Below are 16,249 nucleotides of genomic sequence, written 5' to 3'. Positions count from 1 at the left end.
ATTCTGCGACGCATGGCCGATAATCAAAATCCTGATCCCATTGAACCCGCCGGTTCGGACCGCCGCCTGCCTGAACCGGAGCCGGGCTGGGAGCGCGCGGCGCTCGAACGCATCGCGCTTGCCGCGATCACCGAACAGCGCGCGGCCCGGCGCTGGAAGATCTTTTTCCGCTTCGTGTTTCTGGGTGTTCTCGCGCTGCTGGTCTGGGGCGTGTTCGACTTTAGCGGCGAACGCGTATCGACGACCGGGCGCCACACGGCGCTCGTCACGCTGGACGGCGAGATTTCGTCCGACACCAACGCAAACGCGGACGATATCGATACCGCGCTCGAGAGCGCGTTCGACGACGACGGCACGGCCGGCGTGATCCTGCGCATCAACAGTCCGGGCGGCAGTCCGGTGCAGGCGGGCATCATCAATCGCGAGATCCGGCGTTTGCGGGGCAAATATCCGTCGATTCCGCTTTATGTCGTGGTCGACGACATGTGCGCGTCGGGTGGTTATTACGTCGCGGCTGCCGCCGATAAAATCTATGTCGACAAGGCCAGCATCGTCGGTTCGATCGGCGTGCTGATGGACGGGTTCGGCTTCACGGGCCTGATGGACAAGCTCGGCGTGCAGCGCCGGCTGCATACGTCGGGTGAGAACAAGGGCTTTTTCGATCCGTTCTCGCCGGAAACGCCGAAGATGGACGCCCACGCGCAGGAGATGCTCGACCAGATCCACGCGCAGTTCATCGATGCCGTGCGTCAGGGCCGCGGCAAGCGGCTGCATGAGACGCCGGATATCTTCTCGGGTCTCTTCTGGACCGGCCAGCAGAGCATCGAACTGGGCCTCGCGGACGCGCTCGGCGACACCGATTACGTCGCGCGCGAGATCATCAAGGCGCCGGACATCGTCGATTACACGGTGAAGGAAAGCATCACCGACCGCGTTGCGAGAAAATTCGGCGCGGCAGTGGGCGCGGCCGGCGTGCACGCGATGATTGCTGGCGGGAAGTTCAGCCTGCATTGACCATGAGTGGCTGAGTGGCCGTTGACCGGTTTGACGCACTCCGCAGGCTTGTTCATACAGCGCGGCAGGGGAACCCGGCGGGTACCACGCCGGCACCGGGCTGGACCGGGCGGCCGTTATCGCCTTGATGCTTCGCCTAGACCGCCAGTAGCAGGAAAATCGCCGGTCGCTTGTGCAGATCGATGGCCGGTGCTTTTTTCCAGTCCGCCACGGAGCGGCTCGCGATGGTTTCTTCCGGCAGCGTCAAATCGACCGCGACGCAGACGAGCGTCGAAGGCGCGCAGGTTGCGATCAGCGTATCCACCAGTGCGCGGTTGCGGTAAGGCGTCTCGATAAAAATCTGGGTCTGCTTCGCCTTGCGCGACTGTTGTTCGAGTTCGCGCAGACGCTTCGCGCGCTCCGCTGCGTCGACCGGCAGATAGCCGTGAAACGCAAAGCTCTGGCCGTTCAGACCCGATGCCATCAACGCCAGCAGGATCGAACTTGGCCCGACGAGCGGCACGACCTTGACGCCGCGCTCATGCGCACGCCGTACGAGCAACGCGCCAGGATCGGCAACGGCCGGGCAACCGGCTTCCGAAACAAGCCCGGCATCCGTTCCGGCAAGAATCGGCGCCAGCAGCTTTTCGACCTCTCCGGCCGGCGTATTCACGTTCAGCTCGCGAATCTCGATTTCCTGAATCGGCCGGTCGGTGCCGACTTTCTTCAGGAACGCTCGTGTCGTCTTCGCGTTTTCGCCGATGTAATAGTGCAGCGCGGCGGCCTGTGCGCGAACCGGTGCGGGCAGTACGGCGGCGAGCGCGTCCGCGTCGCCTTCGCCGAGTGTATTGGGGATCAGGTAGAGAACGCCGCTCATCGTGCACCAAAAAGTGGGTAACCAGCCGCCAGCAGCATGCCCGTGAGTGCAATCAGCGGGAGGCCGATCAGCGCTGTGGGGTCGTCTGAATCGATTGCTTCGAGAAGCGCAATGCCAAGCCCTTCCGATTTTGCGCTGCCCGCGACGTCATAGGGCTTTTCGGCAAGGAGATACGCCTCGAGACCGGCGTCCGGCAGGTTGCGAAAGCGCACGTGCGTGACGACATCGACGGTTTGCGCCTGGCCCGATCCGCTGTCGAAGAGGCAAAGCGCACTATGAAACAGCACTTCGCGACCGCGCATGGCCTGCAGTTGCGCCAGCGCTTTTGCGTGCGTGCCGGGTTTGCCGATCTGCAGGCCGTCGTAAGTTGCGACCTGATCGGAGCCGATAACAAGCGTACGCGATGCGGCTGCCGCACTGGATCCGGCGACGGCGCGCGCCTTGGCTTCGGCGAGCCGCAACGCGGTGGTTTCGGGGCTTTCGCCCGCGAGCGGCGTCTCGTCGATGTCCGGCACGACGACGTCGAACGGAATCCGCAGGCGCTCGAGCAGTTCGCGGCGATACCGCGAACTCGATGCGAGAATCAGGCGGGGCGGGCGATTCGGGGGAGCTGGCATGGTCGACCAAAGGCAGTAAAGACGGACCGCAAACCGGTTTCGGGATGCGGACTTAAGTGTTTGACTCGAAAAGACAAAACGGATATGATTTTGGGCTTTTCATCGCTATGTTATTTGCGCGCGCACCTGTTGCGCATCGCATATGACATATGACATATGGCAACAGGCAACGCCCCGAGCATGCCGGATCATCCCGGCCGAAAGGCCATCCACGCAGGAGCGCACATGACTGAACATCCTGGCAAACCTGCAGGTCCCGCTGCCGTTCTCGATCCGCGCGAACTCGACCTGTTCGAATTCGCGCGAAGCGGCCGGCAGGCTGCGGGTGTGGTGCGCGTCTCGCAACTGCCGCGCATGTTAAACGAAGTCCCGGCCGAGGCGCCAGAGCGCGATACCGCGTTCACCTGGCAGGCGGAAGGGTCGACCCAGCCCGAATTGCAGGACGACGGCACCGAGGGTCCGCAGCCTTATCTGCGGCTCGCGCTTCACGGTTCGGCGTGGCTGGTGTGTCAGCGTTGTCTGGCCCCGTATGAGCAGGCGTTCAACGTCGACGCGATATACCGGGTAGTCAACACCGAGGAAGAAGCGGAAGAATTCCCGCTGGATGAGGATGAAGTCGAGGTGATCGTGGGCTCACGCCAGTTCGATCTCGTCGGGTTGATCGAAGAGGAATTGCTGCTTTCGCTGCCGCTGGTGCCGAAGCACGATGTTTGCCCCGAGGTTCACGAAAGTCTCGTCTCGGGCGTAAGCGGTGCGGATGGCGAGGGCGAAGAGGCAGCGCGGGACGAAGCTGGCGAGGGTGGCGAACCCGGACGGCCGAATCCATTTGCGGCGCTCGAAGGGCTCAAGCGGGGCGGTCCGGGCGGCGAAAAGCACTGAACGGTTGCATGGGAGCGCGATGGTATTTCGGCGTATTGGCCAGTCGGCCACTGCCGATTGCCTTGTCGGGCTGTGTTAGAATTCGGAAAATTTTTAGGAGTTATCATGGCAGTTCAACAAAACAAGAAGTCGCCGTCGAAGCGCGGCATGCACCGCTCGCACGATTTTCTCGTCGCAGCACCGCTGGCTGTCGAACCGAGCACGGGTGAAGTGCATCTGCGTCACCACGTTAGCCCGAACGGCTACTATCGCGGCAAGAAAGTCGTCAAGACGAAGAACGACTAATCGTTCCCGACTCGTCGCGTCTTCCGCGGTTGCGTTCAATGGCGTGTCGCGTGGCGATCAGCTCGCTTGACATTTTCCCGGCTCGACAAAAAGGCGGCATTCAACTGCCGCTTTTTTGTGCCTGAAATTCGTCGCATTCCATGACTGTAAAGCTCACGATCGATTGCATGGGAGGCGACCACGGCCCGTCCGTGACCGTTCCCGCAGCTGTCAACTTCGTTCGTTCGCATCCCGACGTGCACCTGATGCTTGTCGGCATCGAAACCGCGATCCGGGCCCAGCTGAAGAAGTTGAAAGCGCTGGACGAGCCGGCGCTGACGGTCGTCGCGGCCACCGAGATCGTCGCCATGGACGATCCGGTCGAAGTCGCCCTGCGCAAAAAGAAAGACTCGTCGATGCGCGTTGCGCTGAACCGGGTCAAGGAAGGCGAAGCGCAGGCCTTCATCTCCGCCGGCAACACAGGCGCGCTGATGGCGGTTTCCCGTTACGTGCTGAAAACGCTCCCGGGCATCGAGCGCCCGGCGATCGCGTTCGCCCTGCCGAACCGCACCGGCTACACGATGATGCTGGACCTTGGCGCCAATGTCGATTGCGAGCCGCAGCATCTGCTGCAGTTCGCCGAGATGGGGCACGCGCTCGTGTCCGCGCTCGAAGGCAAGGAGCGGCCCACCATCGGCCTGCTCAACATCGGTGAAGAAGTCATCAAGGGCAACGAGACGATCAAGCGCGCCGGCGAACTGCTGCGTGCAAGCACGCTCAACTTCCGCGGCAATGTCGAAGGCGACGATATCTATAAAGGTACCGTCGACGTCATCGTCTGCGATGGCTTCGTCGGCAATGTCGCGCTGAAGACGTCAGAAGGGCTCGCACAGATGCTTTCCGATATCATCAAGGAAGAGTTCGGCCGTTCGTGGCTCACGAAGCTGATGGCCTTTCTCGCATTGCCGGTATTGATGCGTTTCAAGAAGCGCGTCGACCACCGGCAATACAATGGTGCGGCGTTGCTCGGGTTGCGCAGTCTCGTGATCAAGAGCCACGGTTCGGCCGATGCCTACGCGTTTGAGTGGGCGATCAAACGCGGGTATGATGCCGTCAAAAATGGCGTGCTCGAACGCCTTGCATCCGCGATGGAAGAGAATGCGGGTCCTCTCGAACAGGCAGCGCGTGGGGCAGCCCCCGGAGTGAATCCGGAGACAGGCGGCGCGGGTCAGGCCAGCCCGGTCGCGGGCCAGCCAGCCGATCCCTACGCTGCGCAATCCTCGAAGGCATAATGGCTCAATCGACTATTTATTCCCGCGTGCTGGGCACCGGCAGCTATCTGCCGCCCCGACGCGTCACGAATCAGGATCTGGCTGAACGTCTCGCGAAACAGGGTGTCGAGACAAGCGACGAGTGGATCGTCGCGCGCACGGGTATTCATGCCCGCCATTTCGCAGAACCTGATGTCACCACGAGCGACCTCGCGCTGATCGCTTCACAACGCGCGATCGAAGCGGCCGACATCGACCCGCAGTCCATCGATCTCGTCATTGTCGCTACGTCCACTCCGGATTTCGTTTTTCCGAGCACGGCGTGTCTGTTGCAGAACAAGCTCGGTATCAAAAATAACGGCGCGGCGTTCGACGTGCAGGCCGTGTGTTCCGGCTTCGCGTACGCAGTTGCCATCGCCGACAGTTTCATTCGCAGCGGGCAGCATCGTACGGCGCTGGTGATCGGCGCCGAGACGTTTTCGCGCATTCTCGATTTCAACGACCGGACCACGTGCGTGCTGTTTGGCGACGGCGCCGGCGCAGTCATCCTGCAAGCGTCCGAAGAACCGGGCGTACTCGCGAGCGCGCTGCATGCCGATGGCAGCCACGCGAAGATTCTGTGCACGCCGGGGAACGTGAACGGCGGCGTGGTGGCGGGCAGCGCGTTCCTGCACATGGACGGCCCGGCGGTGTTCAAACTCGCCGTCAACGTGCTGGAGAAGGTTGCGATCGAAGCGCTCGCCAAGGCCAACCTCGCGCCTGAGCAGATCGACTGGCTGATTCCGCATCAGGCCAACATCCGCATCATGCAAAGCACGTGTCGCAAGCTCGGTCTTCCGCAGGAGCGGATGGTGGTCACCGTCGGCGAGCACGGCAACACGTCGGCGGCATCGATTCCGCTCGCGTTCGACGTCGCGGTTCGCGACGGGCGCATCAAGCGCGGTCAGAACGTCCTGATCGAAGGCGTGGGCGGCGGCTTTACGTGGGGCGCATCGGTCATCCGCTATTGATCGACAGGCTTGCGGCCAGCGCGACATTTCGCTGCCGGTTGCCCTGTCTCATGGCGATGTCGCGTGCGCGGCTCCACTTCTCATTGAATTTGAGGACGATATGATATTTGCGTTCGTTTTTCCTGGTCAGGGCTCGCAGTCGGTCGGCATGCTCAATGCATTCGCCGATCACGCCATCGTGCGCGAGACGGTTCAGGAAGCCTCCGACGCGCTCGGTCAGGATCTCGGCAAGCTGATTGCCGAAGGCCCGGCCGACGATCTGAATCTCACTACCAATACCCAGCCGGTCATGCTGACCGCCGCCTATGCGATCTATCGCGCGTGGCAGGCGGCCGGTGGCCCGGCGCCGGCGATCGTCGCGGGGCACAGCCTCGGCGAATACACCGCTCTGGTTGCGGCCGGCGCGCTCGCATTCCGCGATGCGGTTCCGCTCGTGCGCTTTCGCGCGCAGGCAATGCAGACGGCGGTGCCGGTCGGCCAGGGCGGCATGGCCGCGATTCTTGGTCTCGATGACGATACGGTGCGTGCGGTTTGCGCCGAAGCGTCGTCGGCAGGCGTTGTCGAGGCGGTGAATTTCAACGCGCCGTCGCAGGTCGTCATCGCGGGTCACAAGGCGGCCGTCGAAAAGGCATGTGAAGTCGCGAAGGCGAAGGGCGCGAAGCGCGCGCTGCCGTTGCCGGTTTCCGCGCCGTTCCACTCGTCGCTGCTGAAGCCGGCGTCGGACCAGTTGCGTGCGTATCTGGCGGACGTGGACATTCAGGTGCCGGCGATTCCTGTCATCAATAACGTTGACGTTGCCATCGTGGCCGAACCGGCCGGCATCAAGGACGCGCTCGTGCGCCAGGCCGCCGGGGCGGTGCGCTGGGTGGAGTGCGTGCAGGCAATGGCGGGTCAGGGCGTCACGCACGTCATCGAATGCGGGCCGGGCAAGGTGCTGGCGGGGCTGACGAAGCGCATCGACGGCAACCTCGTCGGCGCATCGATCGTCGATCCGGCATCGCTCGACGAAGCGCTCAAGCTCGCGACGGCGTAATTCGCCTTTGCGGTGGGTAGCGGGCGCAAGTCTGCTGCCCCGGCAGCAGATTCAACGATTATTTCAGCCCGGACTTTCACGGGCAATCCGGACATCAAGATGGAAAAGACTCTCGACAAGCAGATCGCTGTTGTGACGGGCGCTTCGCGCGGCATCGGCCGGGCGATCGCGCTTGAACTGGCGCGCCAGGGTGCGACCGTGATCGGCACGGCCACGAGCGAAGCGGGGGCGGCCGCGATCACCGAAGCATTCAGGGCCGAAGGCGTGAACGGCCGCGGCGCCGTGCTGGACGTGAACGACGCAGCGGCTGCGGAAGCGCTGATCGACGGCACGGTGAAGGAATTCGGCGCGCTCAACGTACTCGTGAACAATGCCGGCATCACGCAGGACCAGTTGGCCATGCGCATGAAAGACGACGAATGGGATTCGGTGGTCGACACCAATCTCAAGTCGGTTTTCCGTCTGTCGCGCGCCGTGCTGCGTCCGATGATGAAGGCGCGCGGCGGCCGGATCATCAACATCACGTCGGTGGTCGGCTCGGCGGGCAATCCGGGGCAGGTGAACTACGCGGCGGCCAAGGCCGGTGTCGCGGGCATGACGCGGGCGCTCGCGCGCGAAATCGGCAGCCGCAACATCACGGTCAATTGCGTGGCGCCAGGTTTCATCGATACCGACATGACGAAATCCCTGCCCGAAGAGCAGCAAACCGCGCTTAAAACGCAGATTCCGCTTGGCCGTCTGGGCAGCCCGGAAGATATCGCGCACGCCGTCGTGTTTCTGGCTTCACCGCATGCTGGCTACATCACGGGCACGACGCTGCACGTGAATGGCGGCATGTATATGTCGTAAAAGTTTTCGTTTTTCATCACCGGCTTATACCTTTCGGGTAAACGTGCCGTGGGTGGTGGGTCAGCAACCGTGCGCGCCGCTTTTTTAGCGTGTCAAACCTGATAAAATGCGCGCACCTGCATTTTTGAACTTATTTCCCTTGGAGGGGTAATGGACAATATCGAACAGCGCGTCAAGAAGATCGTCGCAGAACAACTGGGCGTTGCCGAAGCAGAAATCAAGACCGAAGCATCGTTCGTGAACGACCTCGGCGCTGACTCGCTCGACACGGTCGAACTCGTGATGGCCCTCGAAGACGAATTCGGCATGGAAATTCCGGATGAAGAAGCCGAGAAAATCACGACCGTCCAGCAAGCGATCGACTACGCCCGCGCAAACGTCAAGGCCTAAGGTCATTCGGACGATTTTGCCAGGTTAACAGCCACAGGGCTCACAGGGCATGTTCCTGTGGCCGCTGTGGCTTTTGCTTTTGTCATTTATGAAAACGAGGTTACCGTGAGCCGTCGTCGAGTTGTTGTTACAGGCCTGGGGCTGATTTCGCCTGTTGGCAATAATGTTGCCGACGGCTGGGCCAATCTGGTCGCCGGCAAATCCGGCATTGCCGACATCACGAAGTTCGACGCATCGAACTTCTCGACCCGCTTCGCCGGCGAGGTCAAGGGCTTCAATATCGAGGACTACATCCCCGGTAAGGAAGCGCGCCACATGGATACGTTCATCCATTACGGCGTCGCTGCCGGCATTCAGGCGATGCACGACAGCGGCCTCGAAATCACCGGGGAAAACGCGGAACGCGTCGGCGTGGTCGTGGGTTCGGGTATCGGCGGCCTGCCGATGATCGAAATCACGCAGACCGAACTGCTGAATCGCGGTCCGCGCCGGATTTCGCCGTTCTTCGTGCCGGCGTCGATCATCAACATGATCTCCGGCCATCTGTCGATCAAGTTCGGCCTTAAAGGCCCGAACCTCGCGATCGTCACGGCCTGTACGACCGGCCTGCACTGCATCGGCGAAGCCTCGCGCCTGATCGAATACGGCGACTGCGACGTGATGATCGCAGGCGGCGCGGAATCGACGGTATCGCCGCTCGGTGTCGGCGGCTTTGCGGCGGCGCGCGCGCTGTCGCAGCGTAACGACGATCCCGCGACGGCAAGCCGTCCGTGGGACAAGGACCGCGATGGTTTCGTGCTGGGTGAGGGTGCGGGCGTGATGGTGCTGGAAGAGTACGAACACGCCAAGGCACGTGGCGCGAAGATTTACGCGGAAGTGTCCGGTTACGGCATGAGCGGCGACGCGTACCACATGACCGCACCGCTCGAGGATGGCGACGGCGCACGCCGCTGCATGCTGGCTGCGATGAAGAACGCGGGTATCAACGCGGATCAGGTGACCTACCTGAACGCGCACGGTACTTCGACGCCTTTGGGCGATCTGGCTGAGACAACCGGCATCAAGCGCGCCTTCGGCGATCACGCGAAGAACATGGTCGTCAATTCCACCAAGTCGATGACCGGGCATCTGCTCGGCGGCGCGGGCGGGCTCGAATCGGTGTTTACCGTGCTGGCCGTGCATCATCAGATCTCGCCGCCGACCATCAACATCTTTAACCAGGACCCGGCCTGCGATCTCGATTACTGCGCGAACACCGCGCGGGAAATGAAGATCGACGTCGCGCTGAAGAACTCTTTCGGGTTCGGCGGCACGAACGGCACGCTGGTCTTCAAGCGCGCCTGACGGCTTGACGGTTCACGTTGAGACAGCCGGTCCGGCGTATCTTGCCGGATCGGCGCCGTCAGACGGATCGCACCGGCGCATCGCGCTGCGGCGTTCCCCGGCGGTGCGCTGGGCGATCGCGATTTTCGTCATGATCGCGACCTCGGCCATGTTCACCTGCCTCGCGCCGCGTCCTGGCGCCGGGCCGGCGCTACCTCTGGTTTTCACCGTTTTCATTCTGCTCGCGGCCAGCGCACGCGGTTGGGAGCGTACCCAGCCGCGATGGTTGAGAATCGGGGCAAATGGTCTGTGGTTATGGAACGAGCGCGATGCAACACCCGTTCAGGCCCGGATAACCGGCTGTTCGCAGTGGAGCAACCGGCTCCTCATTCTTGCGATTGCCGGGGAGACCGGGCCCCTCAAACCGTTGTTTATTGCGGCCGACGCAGTTCCGGCCAGCGTCTTCCTCGAACTGTCGGTCCTTGGCCGGCGCGGCTCCCCAACTTCACTATAAAGACTGTAACCACTGTTACCGGCGTAACGTGACGCGATGATGGGGACGCTACAATGGTGCCCCGCCATGCACCCTATAGCTAACGGATTTATCAGGTGAGCGAAAAAGAAATTGATCAGGTGCTGGTCGAGCGCGTCCAGAAGGGCGACAAGGCCGCGTTCGAGCTTCTGGTCACCAAATACCACCGCAAGATCATCCGGCTGATCTCGCGCCTCGTGCGGGACCCCGCCGAGGTCGAGGACGTGGCCCAGGATGCCTTTATCAAGGCATATCGGGCACTTCCCCAGTTTCGGGGCGAATCCGCGTTTTATACGTGGTTGTACCGTATTGCGGTGAACACGGCAAAGAACTACCTTGCGACCCAGAGCCGGCGCGCGCCGACGTCGACCGAAGCGGATGCTGAAGAAGCTGAAACTTTCTCGGATGCCGACCAACTAAGGGATATCAACACGCCTGAGTCGATGTTGATGAGCAAGCAGATCGCCGAGACGGTCAATGCTGCAATGGCGGTTTTACCGGAAGAGCTGCGCACTGCCATTACTCTTCGTGAAATTGAAGGTTTGAGTTACGAAGAAATCGCTGAGATGATGGGATGCCCTATCGGTACCGTCAGATCGCGAATTTTTCGCGCTCGCGAAGCCATTGCGGCAAAATTGCGTCCGTTGCTTGACACACCCGAGGGCAAGCGCTGGTAATAGCCAGCTAGCCGGACGGGCAAGGGCGCAGTATCTGGGTTAGGTGGTGTCACTATGAGTGTCAGCAAGATGGGGAGCATCATGGGGTCGGTCTCGATGCAATCGCAAGCAAGCTCGCGAGGCGAGCGTCTGTCCGCTTTTGTCGACGGAGAGCTGTCCGGCGAAGAGCATCTGAACAAATTTATCGCGGATCTGAATCGTGAAGACCGTGGGATGTGGGCGGATTACCACCTGATCGGCGACGCATTGCGTTCCGACGATCTGGCCGTCAGTCCGGCTGCCAGTCAGGCGTTCATGGCGGGTTTTGCGGCACGCTTCGAATCGGAAGCGCACGTGCTCGCGCCTGCGCCGATGCCAGTCGCGCAACGTTTGCTGGCGCTGCGCCGGCGGGTTTTGCCGACGTTTGCAGTAGCCGCCGCCGCGGCAACGCTCACGTGGATCGTCGTTCCGCAACTGCAAGGTGTCGGTACGTCCGGTGGCGCGCAGATGGCTTCGGTATCTTCCATGCAGCGTGTGGCGATGGCCTCGGTGCCGGTCGCGAACGTGCAGCCGGCCATGCAGGATGTGAACATCATCCGTGACGCCAATCTTGACCAGTATCTGGAAGCCCACCAGCAGTTCGCCCAGCAGCCGGTCGTTCCGGGCTCGATGCCGCTGATCCGTGCTGCCGCTGCCGTGACCTCGCAGGACCAATAGTTGATGCAGACTCCGCAGTTCAATAAAACGACAAACTGGGGGCGGCTGCCGGCATTTCTGTTCTGTGCAGCCGTACTGCTTTCCGTAACATCCCGCGTTTTCGCACAATCCCAGGATCCGGCGACCGACCATCGCACGGCGGCCGAGTGGCTCAATCGCATCCATCAGGCTGCGCAGCAGCAGAATTACGAGGGTGCGTTCGTCTATCAGCGCGGTTCGTTCGTGCAGTCGTCGCGCATCTCGCATTACGCGACGCGCAACGACGGCGAATACGAGCAGCTGGAAAGCCTCGACGGCAAGCCGCGCAAGATGCTGCGCCATAACGACGACCTCTATACGTTCGTGCCCGAACGTCATCTGTGCGTCGTCGAAAAGCGTCAGAACAAGGATTCGTTCCCCGCGCTCCTGTCCGCGCCGGTCGATCAGGTGCTGTCGGTCTATGAACCGAAGCTGCTTGGCGCCGATCGCGTGGCCGGAATCGACAGCCAGGTAATCGAACTCGATCCGAAGGACGCGTACCGCTACGCCTACAAACTGTGGGCCGACACGAAAACCGGGCTGCTGCTGCGTGCGCAGACGCTTGATCCGGCTGGTCAGGTGCTCGAACAGCTGTCGTTTTCGCAGATCCGCATCGGCGTGCCGGTCGACAAGGCTGCAATCGTCAACGGCATTCACAACACGGCCGGGTGGACGGTGGTGCATCCGCCAATCGAACCAGTCGACATGGAAGCGCAAGGCTGGCAGATGTCGCCGACTGTTCCGGGTTTCCGCAAGATTCGTGAGTTGCGCCGCCCGATGGCCGCGCGCGACGCTGGCGATCCGACCATTCCGGTCGATCAGGCGGTGTTTTCGGACGGTCTCGCGGCCATTTCGATCTTCGTCGAACCTGTCGAAAAGAACACGCGCAAGGAGGGGTCGGGCAGTAGTGGTGCAACGCATGTGCTCGTGAAGCGCCACGGCGATTTCTGGATTACCTTGCTCGGGGAAGTGCCCCAGGCCACGTTGCAGCAATTTGCGTCTGCCATAGAATACAAGGCTACAAAGTAATCCTCCGGCTCAAGACCTTATGACGAACTTCTCGGTGCGCAATTTCCTTGCAGCCGCGGTGGTGGCAGTGTGTCTGCCGCTCGTGCCGCACACGGCGCTGGCGGCGCCTGCAGCCAGTCTTCCCGACTTTACCGACCTCGTTGACAAGGTTGGGCCCGCCGTCGTGAACATCCGCACGACCTCGCGCGTGTCGAGTTCGACGCGAGGTCTGCCACCGGGCATGGACGATGGCGACATGTCAGAGTTCTTCCGGCGCTTCTTCGGTATTCCGATGCCGCAATCGCCGCAATCGCCTGATACACAGCCCCGCGGTGGTGGAGGCGGTAGTGGTGGCAACCAGGGCCAGCAGGACACGCCCGACAGCGGTGGCGGTGGCGATACCGAACAGAACAGTGGCGTCGGCTCGGGCTTCATCCTGTCAGCTGACGGTTACGTGATGACGAATGCGCACGTCGTCGACGATGCCGACACGATCTACGTCACACTTACCGACAAGCGCGAGTTCAAGGCGAAGCTCATCGGTGTCGACGATCGCACGGACGTTGCGGTTGTGAAGATCAATGCCGCGAACCTGCCGGCCGTCACGATTGGCGATTCGAACAAGGTGCGCGTGGGTGAATGGGTCGTCGCGATCGGCTCGCCGTTTGGGCTCGAAAACACGGTCACCGCCGGTATCGTGAGCGCGAAGGGCCGTGATACGGGCGACTATCTGCCGTTTATCCAGACTGATGTCGCGGTGAATCCGGGCAACTCGGGCGGCCCGCTGATCAACATGCAGGGCGAGGTGATCGGCATCAATTCGCAGATTTACAGCCGTACGGGCGGCTTCATGGGCATTTCCTTCGCGATTCCAATCGACGAAGCGATCCGCGTGGCCGACCAGCTGAAGACGACCGGCAAGGTGACGCGTGGCCGCATCGCCGTCGCGATCGGCGAGGTGACGAAGGACGTGGCCGATTCGCTCGGCTTGCCGAGGGCGCAGGGTGCGCTTGTGAGCAGCGTCGAGCCGGGCGGTCCCGCGGACAAGGCGGGTGTGCAACCGGGCGACATCATCCTGAAGTTCAATGGTCATCCGGTCGATACCGCGACGGATCTGCCACGGATGGTCGGTGACACGAAGCCGGGTACGCAGGCAACCATCACGATCTGGCGCAAGGGCAAGACGCGCGACCTGCCGGTCACGATCGCGGAGATGCAGCCGGACAAGACCGCGAAGGCCGATACGAAGAAAACGCCGCCGCCGAAGCAGCGCGCCACGAACGCGCTGGGTCTCGCGGTCAGTGATATTCCTTCCGATCAGCTGAAAGCATTGAAACTGCGCGGAGGCGTGCAGATCGACGCGGCGGAGGGCCCAGCCGCGCGAGTCGGGTTGCAGAAGGGGGACATCATTCTGCGTGTCGGCGATACCGACGTCTCGAACGCGAAGGAGTTCGAAGACGCCACGTCGCATCTCGACCCGCAAAAGATGACGGCGCTGCTCGTGCGCCGCGGCGACAATACGCAGTTCGTGCCGATCCGTCCGCGTTCGGCGCCGGCGCAGAAGTGACGATGGCGGCACCGCTGACGCTCTACGGGCGCACGTGGTGCCATCTGTGCGACGACATGCATGCAGCGCTCGAGCCTTTGCTGGCCGAGTTCGGCACGCATGTCGACGTGATCGACATCGATGCCGACCCGGTGCTCGAAGCCCGTTACAATGAGCACGTCCCTGTTCTGATCTGCGATGGCGTCGAACTGTGCCACTATCATTTCGACGAAGCGCGCGTCCGTGCCGCGCTCATGGCGCGCGTCACGCCTGACCGCTCCGCGCAGTGAAAGGGACCCGCGAGCTCCGCACGCGCATGCACACACCCTGGCCACCTGGCTGGCCGTCCCGCAAAAAGCGCCGGGCGAAGGCCTTTTCGGCTAAAATAGTCCGGTTTTTCACCTACTTACAAGGCGTGCTCCGCAATCGTCCGAGCGCGCCTTTTTTGCTTGATCGGTACTGAATGGATCATATTCGTAATTTCTCGATCATTGCGCACATCGACCATGGCAAGTCGACGCTCGCCGATCGCATCATCCAGCTGTGTGGCGGTCTCTCCGACCGCGAAATGGAATCGCAGGTGCTCGACTCGATGGATCTCGAGCGTGAGCGCGGCATCACCATCAAGGCGCAGACGGCGGCGCTCTCCTATCGCGCACGCGACGGCAAGGTGTACAACCTCAACATGATCGACACGCCGGGGCACGTCGATTTCTCATATGAAGTCAGCCGCTCGCTGTCGGCGTGTGAAGGCGCGCTGCTCGTCGTCGACGCCAGTCAGGGCGTCGAGGCGCAAACGGTCGCGAACTGCTATACGGCGATCGAGCTCGGCGTCGAAGTCGTGCCTGTGCTGAACAAGATCGATCTGCCCGCGGCGAACCCGGAAAGCGCGATCGAGGAAATCGAGGACGTAATCGGCATCGACGCGACCGACGCCACGCGTTGCAGCGCGAAGACCGGTCTCGGCGTCGAAGACGTGCTCGAAGCGCTGATCGCGAAAGTGCCGCCGCCGAGGGGCGACACCGCGGCGCCGCTGCAGGCGCTGATCATCGATTCGTGGTTCGACAACTACGTCGGCGTGGTGATGCTGGTGCGCATTGTGAACGGCACGCTGCGCCCGAAGGACCGCATCCGCATGATGGCGACCGGCGCGCAGTATCCGGTCGAGCACATCGGCGTGTTCACGCCGAAGTCGAAGAATCTCGAGGTGCTGTCGGCGGGGCAGGTGGGCTTCATCATCGCGGGCATCAAGGAGTTGCCAGCCGCGAAGGTGGGCGACACCGTCACGCTCGTGAACCGTCCAGCGGCTGAACCGCTGCCGGGCTTCAAGGAAGTGAAGCCGCAGGTGTTTGCCGGCCTCTATCCGGTCGAGGCGAACCAGTACGACGCCCTGCGCGAATCGCTCGAAAAGCTGAAGCTGAACGACGCTTCGCTGCAGTACGAGCCGGAGGTGTCGCAGGCACTGGGCTTCGGCTTCCGTTGCGGCTTCCTTGGCCTCTTGCACATGGAGATCGTCCAGGAACGGCTCGAGCGCGAGTTCGACATGGACCTCATCACCACGGCGCCGACCGTCGTGTACGAAGTCCTGCAGCGCGACGGCACGGTCATCATGGTCGAGAATCCGGCGAAAATGCCGGACCCGTCGAGGATCGAGGAAGTACGCGAGCCGATCGTCACGGTCAACCTGTACATGCCGCAGGAATATGTCGGTTCGGTCATCACGCTCTGTACCAACAAGCGCGGCAACCAGATCAACATGCAGTATCACGGTCGTCAGGTTCAGCTGACGTACGAAATTCCGATGGGCGAGATCGTGCTCGACTTCTTCGACCGGTTGAAGTCGACGTCGCGCGGTTATGCGTCGATGGACTACGAGTTCAAGGAATATCGCGCGGCAGACGTGGTAAAGGTCGACATGCTGATCAACGGCGACAAGGTCGATGCGCTGTCGGTGATCGTTCACCGTTCGCAGAGCCAGTACCGTGGCCGTGAAGTCGCGGCCAAGATGCGCGAGCTGATTCCGCGTCAGATGTATGACGTGGCCATTCAGGCAACGATCGGTGCGAACATCATCGCGCGTGAGAACATCAAGGCGTTGCGCAAGAACGTGCTGGCGAAGTGCTATGGCGGCGATATCTCACGCAAGAAGAAGTTGCTGGAAAAGCAGAAAGCAGGCAAGAAACGGATGAAGCAGGTCGGGTCGGTGGAAATCCCGCAAGAGGCTTTCCTCGCAATCCTGCGTGTCGAAGACAAATAAGAGAAGAAA

Annotated in this window: 18 protein-coding genes; 16 read left to right on the top strand and 2 right to left on the bottom strand. The window is 61.9% G+C overall.

Annotated features, from left to right (window positions below; genetic code table 11):
* Positions 1 to 12 precede the first annotated feature (12 nt).
* Positions 13 to 1,014: a S49 family peptidase gene (locus LPA37_RS07725; protein WP_228975575.1), complete on the top strand. Its 1,002-nt coding sequence runs from the start codon at positions 13 to 15 to the stop codon at positions 1,012 to 1,014.
* Positions 1,015 to 1,150: 136 nt separating this feature from the next.
* Here LPA37_RS07725 and LPA37_RS07720 read toward each other — a convergent pair whose 3' ends face one another.
* Both LPA37_RS07720 and LPA37_RS07715 read right to left on the bottom strand, forming a co-directional pair.
* Positions 1,151 to 1,870 (bottom strand): SAM-dependent methyltransferase, encoded by a 720-nt coding sequence (locus LPA37_RS07720; RefSeq protein WP_228975573.1) that lies wholly within the window; start codon positions 1,868 to 1,870, stop codon positions 1,151 to 1,153.
* Positions 1,867 to 2,487, bottom strand: a complete 621-nt coding sequence (locus tag LPA37_RS07715) for a Maf-like protein (protein ID WP_228975572.1) — start codon at positions 2,485 to 2,487, stop codon at positions 1,867 to 1,869. Before LPA37_RS07715 ends, LPA37_RS07720 begins: the two co-directional genes overlap by 4 nt.
* Before the next feature lie 225 nt (positions 2,488 to 2,712).
* Here LPA37_RS07715 and LPA37_RS07710 point away from each other — a divergent pair, with 225 nt between their 5' ends.
* The 15 genes from LPA37_RS07710 (at position 2,713) to lepA (ending at position 16,240) form a co-directional block, all read left to right on the top strand.
* Positions 2,713 to 3,366, top strand: a complete 654-nt coding sequence (locus tag LPA37_RS07710) for a DUF177 domain-containing protein (RefSeq protein WP_229012183.1) — start codon at positions 2,713 to 2,715, stop codon at positions 3,364 to 3,366.
* Between the two features lie 105 nt (positions 3,367 to 3,471).
* Entirely contained in the window at positions 3,472 to 3,651 is a 180-nt protein-coding gene (gene rpmF / locus LPA37_RS07705; protein WP_228975567.1) for a 50S ribosomal protein L32, read from the top strand.
* A 140-nt stretch (positions 3,652 to 3,791) separates the two neighbouring features.
* The gene (plsX, locus tag LPA37_RS07700; RefSeq protein ID WP_228975564.1) at positions 3,792 to 4,922 is read left to right on the top strand and encodes a phosphate acyltransferase PlsX; all 1,131 of its coding nucleotides are present in this window, start codon (positions 3,792 to 3,794) and stop codon (positions 4,920 to 4,922) included.
* Positions 4,922 to 5,911 carry a beta-ketoacyl-ACP synthase III gene (locus LPA37_RS07695; protein WP_228975562.1) on the top strand — a complete coding sequence of 330 codons (990 nt, stop codon included), beginning with the start codon at positions 4,922 to 4,924 and terminating at the stop codon, positions 5,909 to 5,911. The genes plsX and LPA37_RS07695 overlap by 1 nt, the downstream gene beginning before the upstream one ends.
* A 100-nt stretch (positions 5,912 to 6,011) precedes the next feature.
* Positions 6,012 to 6,944, top strand: coding sequence for an ACP S-malonyltransferase (gene fabD / locus LPA37_RS07690; protein ID WP_229012182.1), 933 nt, complete (start codon positions 6,012 to 6,014; stop codon positions 6,942 to 6,944).
* 99 nt (positions 6,945 to 7,043) lie between these two features.
* On the top strand, positions 7,044 to 7,793 hold the full coding sequence (fabG, locus tag LPA37_RS07685; RefSeq protein WP_228975559.1) for a 3-oxoacyl-ACP reductase FabG: 750 nt from the start codon (positions 7,044 to 7,046) through the stop codon (positions 7,791 to 7,793).
* 150 nt (positions 7,794 to 7,943) lie between these two features.
* Positions 7,944 to 8,183 carry an acyl carrier protein gene (acpP, locus tag LPA37_RS07680; RefSeq protein ID WP_014897657.1) on the top strand — a complete coding sequence of 80 codons (240 nt, stop codon included), beginning with the start codon at positions 7,944 to 7,946 and terminating at the stop codon, positions 8,181 to 8,183.
* 105 nt (positions 8,184 to 8,288) lie between these two features.
* Entirely contained in the window at positions 8,289 to 9,527 is a 1,239-nt protein-coding gene (gene fabF / locus LPA37_RS07675) for a beta-ketoacyl-ACP synthase II (protein WP_229012181.1), read from the top strand.
* A 4-nt stretch (positions 9,528 to 9,531) separates the two neighbouring features.
* Positions 9,532 to 10,020, top strand: coding sequence for a hypothetical protein (locus tag LPA37_RS07670; RefSeq protein ID WP_228975555.1), 489 nt, complete (start codon positions 9,532 to 9,534; stop codon positions 10,018 to 10,020).
* Positions 10,021 to 10,115: 95 nt separating this feature from the next.
* Positions 10,116 to 10,715 (top strand): RNA polymerase sigma factor RpoE, encoded by a 600-nt coding sequence (gene rpoE, locus LPA37_RS07665; protein ID WP_090529204.1) that lies wholly within the window; start codon positions 10,116 to 10,118, stop codon positions 10,713 to 10,715.
* 81 nt (positions 10,716 to 10,796) lie between these two features.
* The gene (locus tag LPA37_RS07660; protein WP_228975703.1) at positions 10,797 to 11,411 is read left to right on the top strand and encodes a sigma-E factor negative regulatory protein; all 615 of its coding nucleotides are present in this window, start codon (positions 10,797 to 10,799) and stop codon (positions 11,409 to 11,411) included.
* 3 nt (positions 11,412 to 11,414) lie between these two features.
* Positions 11,415 to 12,458 (top strand): MucB/RseB C-terminal domain-containing protein, encoded by a 1,044-nt coding sequence (locus LPA37_RS07655; protein ID WP_228975553.1) that lies wholly within the window; start codon positions 11,415 to 11,417, stop codon positions 12,456 to 12,458.
* A gap of 19 nt (positions 12,459 to 12,477) precedes the next feature.
* Complete coding sequence (locus LPA37_RS07650; protein ID WP_228975551.1) at positions 12,478 to 14,004, top strand: DegQ family serine endoprotease; 1,527 nt, start codon at positions 12,478 to 12,480, stop codon at positions 14,002 to 14,004.
* Positions 14,001 to 14,273: a glutaredoxin family protein gene (locus LPA37_RS07645; RefSeq protein WP_228975549.1), complete on the top strand. Its 273-nt coding sequence runs from the start codon at positions 14,001 to 14,003 to the stop codon at positions 14,271 to 14,273. Before LPA37_RS07650 ends, LPA37_RS07645 begins: the two co-directional genes overlap by 4 nt.
* Before the next feature lie 173 nt (positions 14,274 to 14,446).
* On the top strand, positions 14,447 to 16,240 hold the full coding sequence (gene lepA / locus LPA37_RS07640) for a translation elongation factor 4 (protein ID WP_228975547.1): 1,794 nt from the start codon (positions 14,447 to 14,449) through the stop codon (positions 16,238 to 16,240).
* Positions 16,241 to 16,249 lie beyond the last annotated feature (9 nt).

It is taken from the genome of Paraburkholderia gardini, from assembly GCF_907164545.1.
Classification (GTDB): Bacteria; Pseudomonadota; Gammaproteobacteria; order Burkholderiales; family Burkholderiaceae; genus Paraburkholderia; species Paraburkholderia gardini.
The sequence above is the reverse complement of the archived record's forward strand: the minus strand, read 5'-3'. Positions and strand labels throughout refer to the sequence as shown.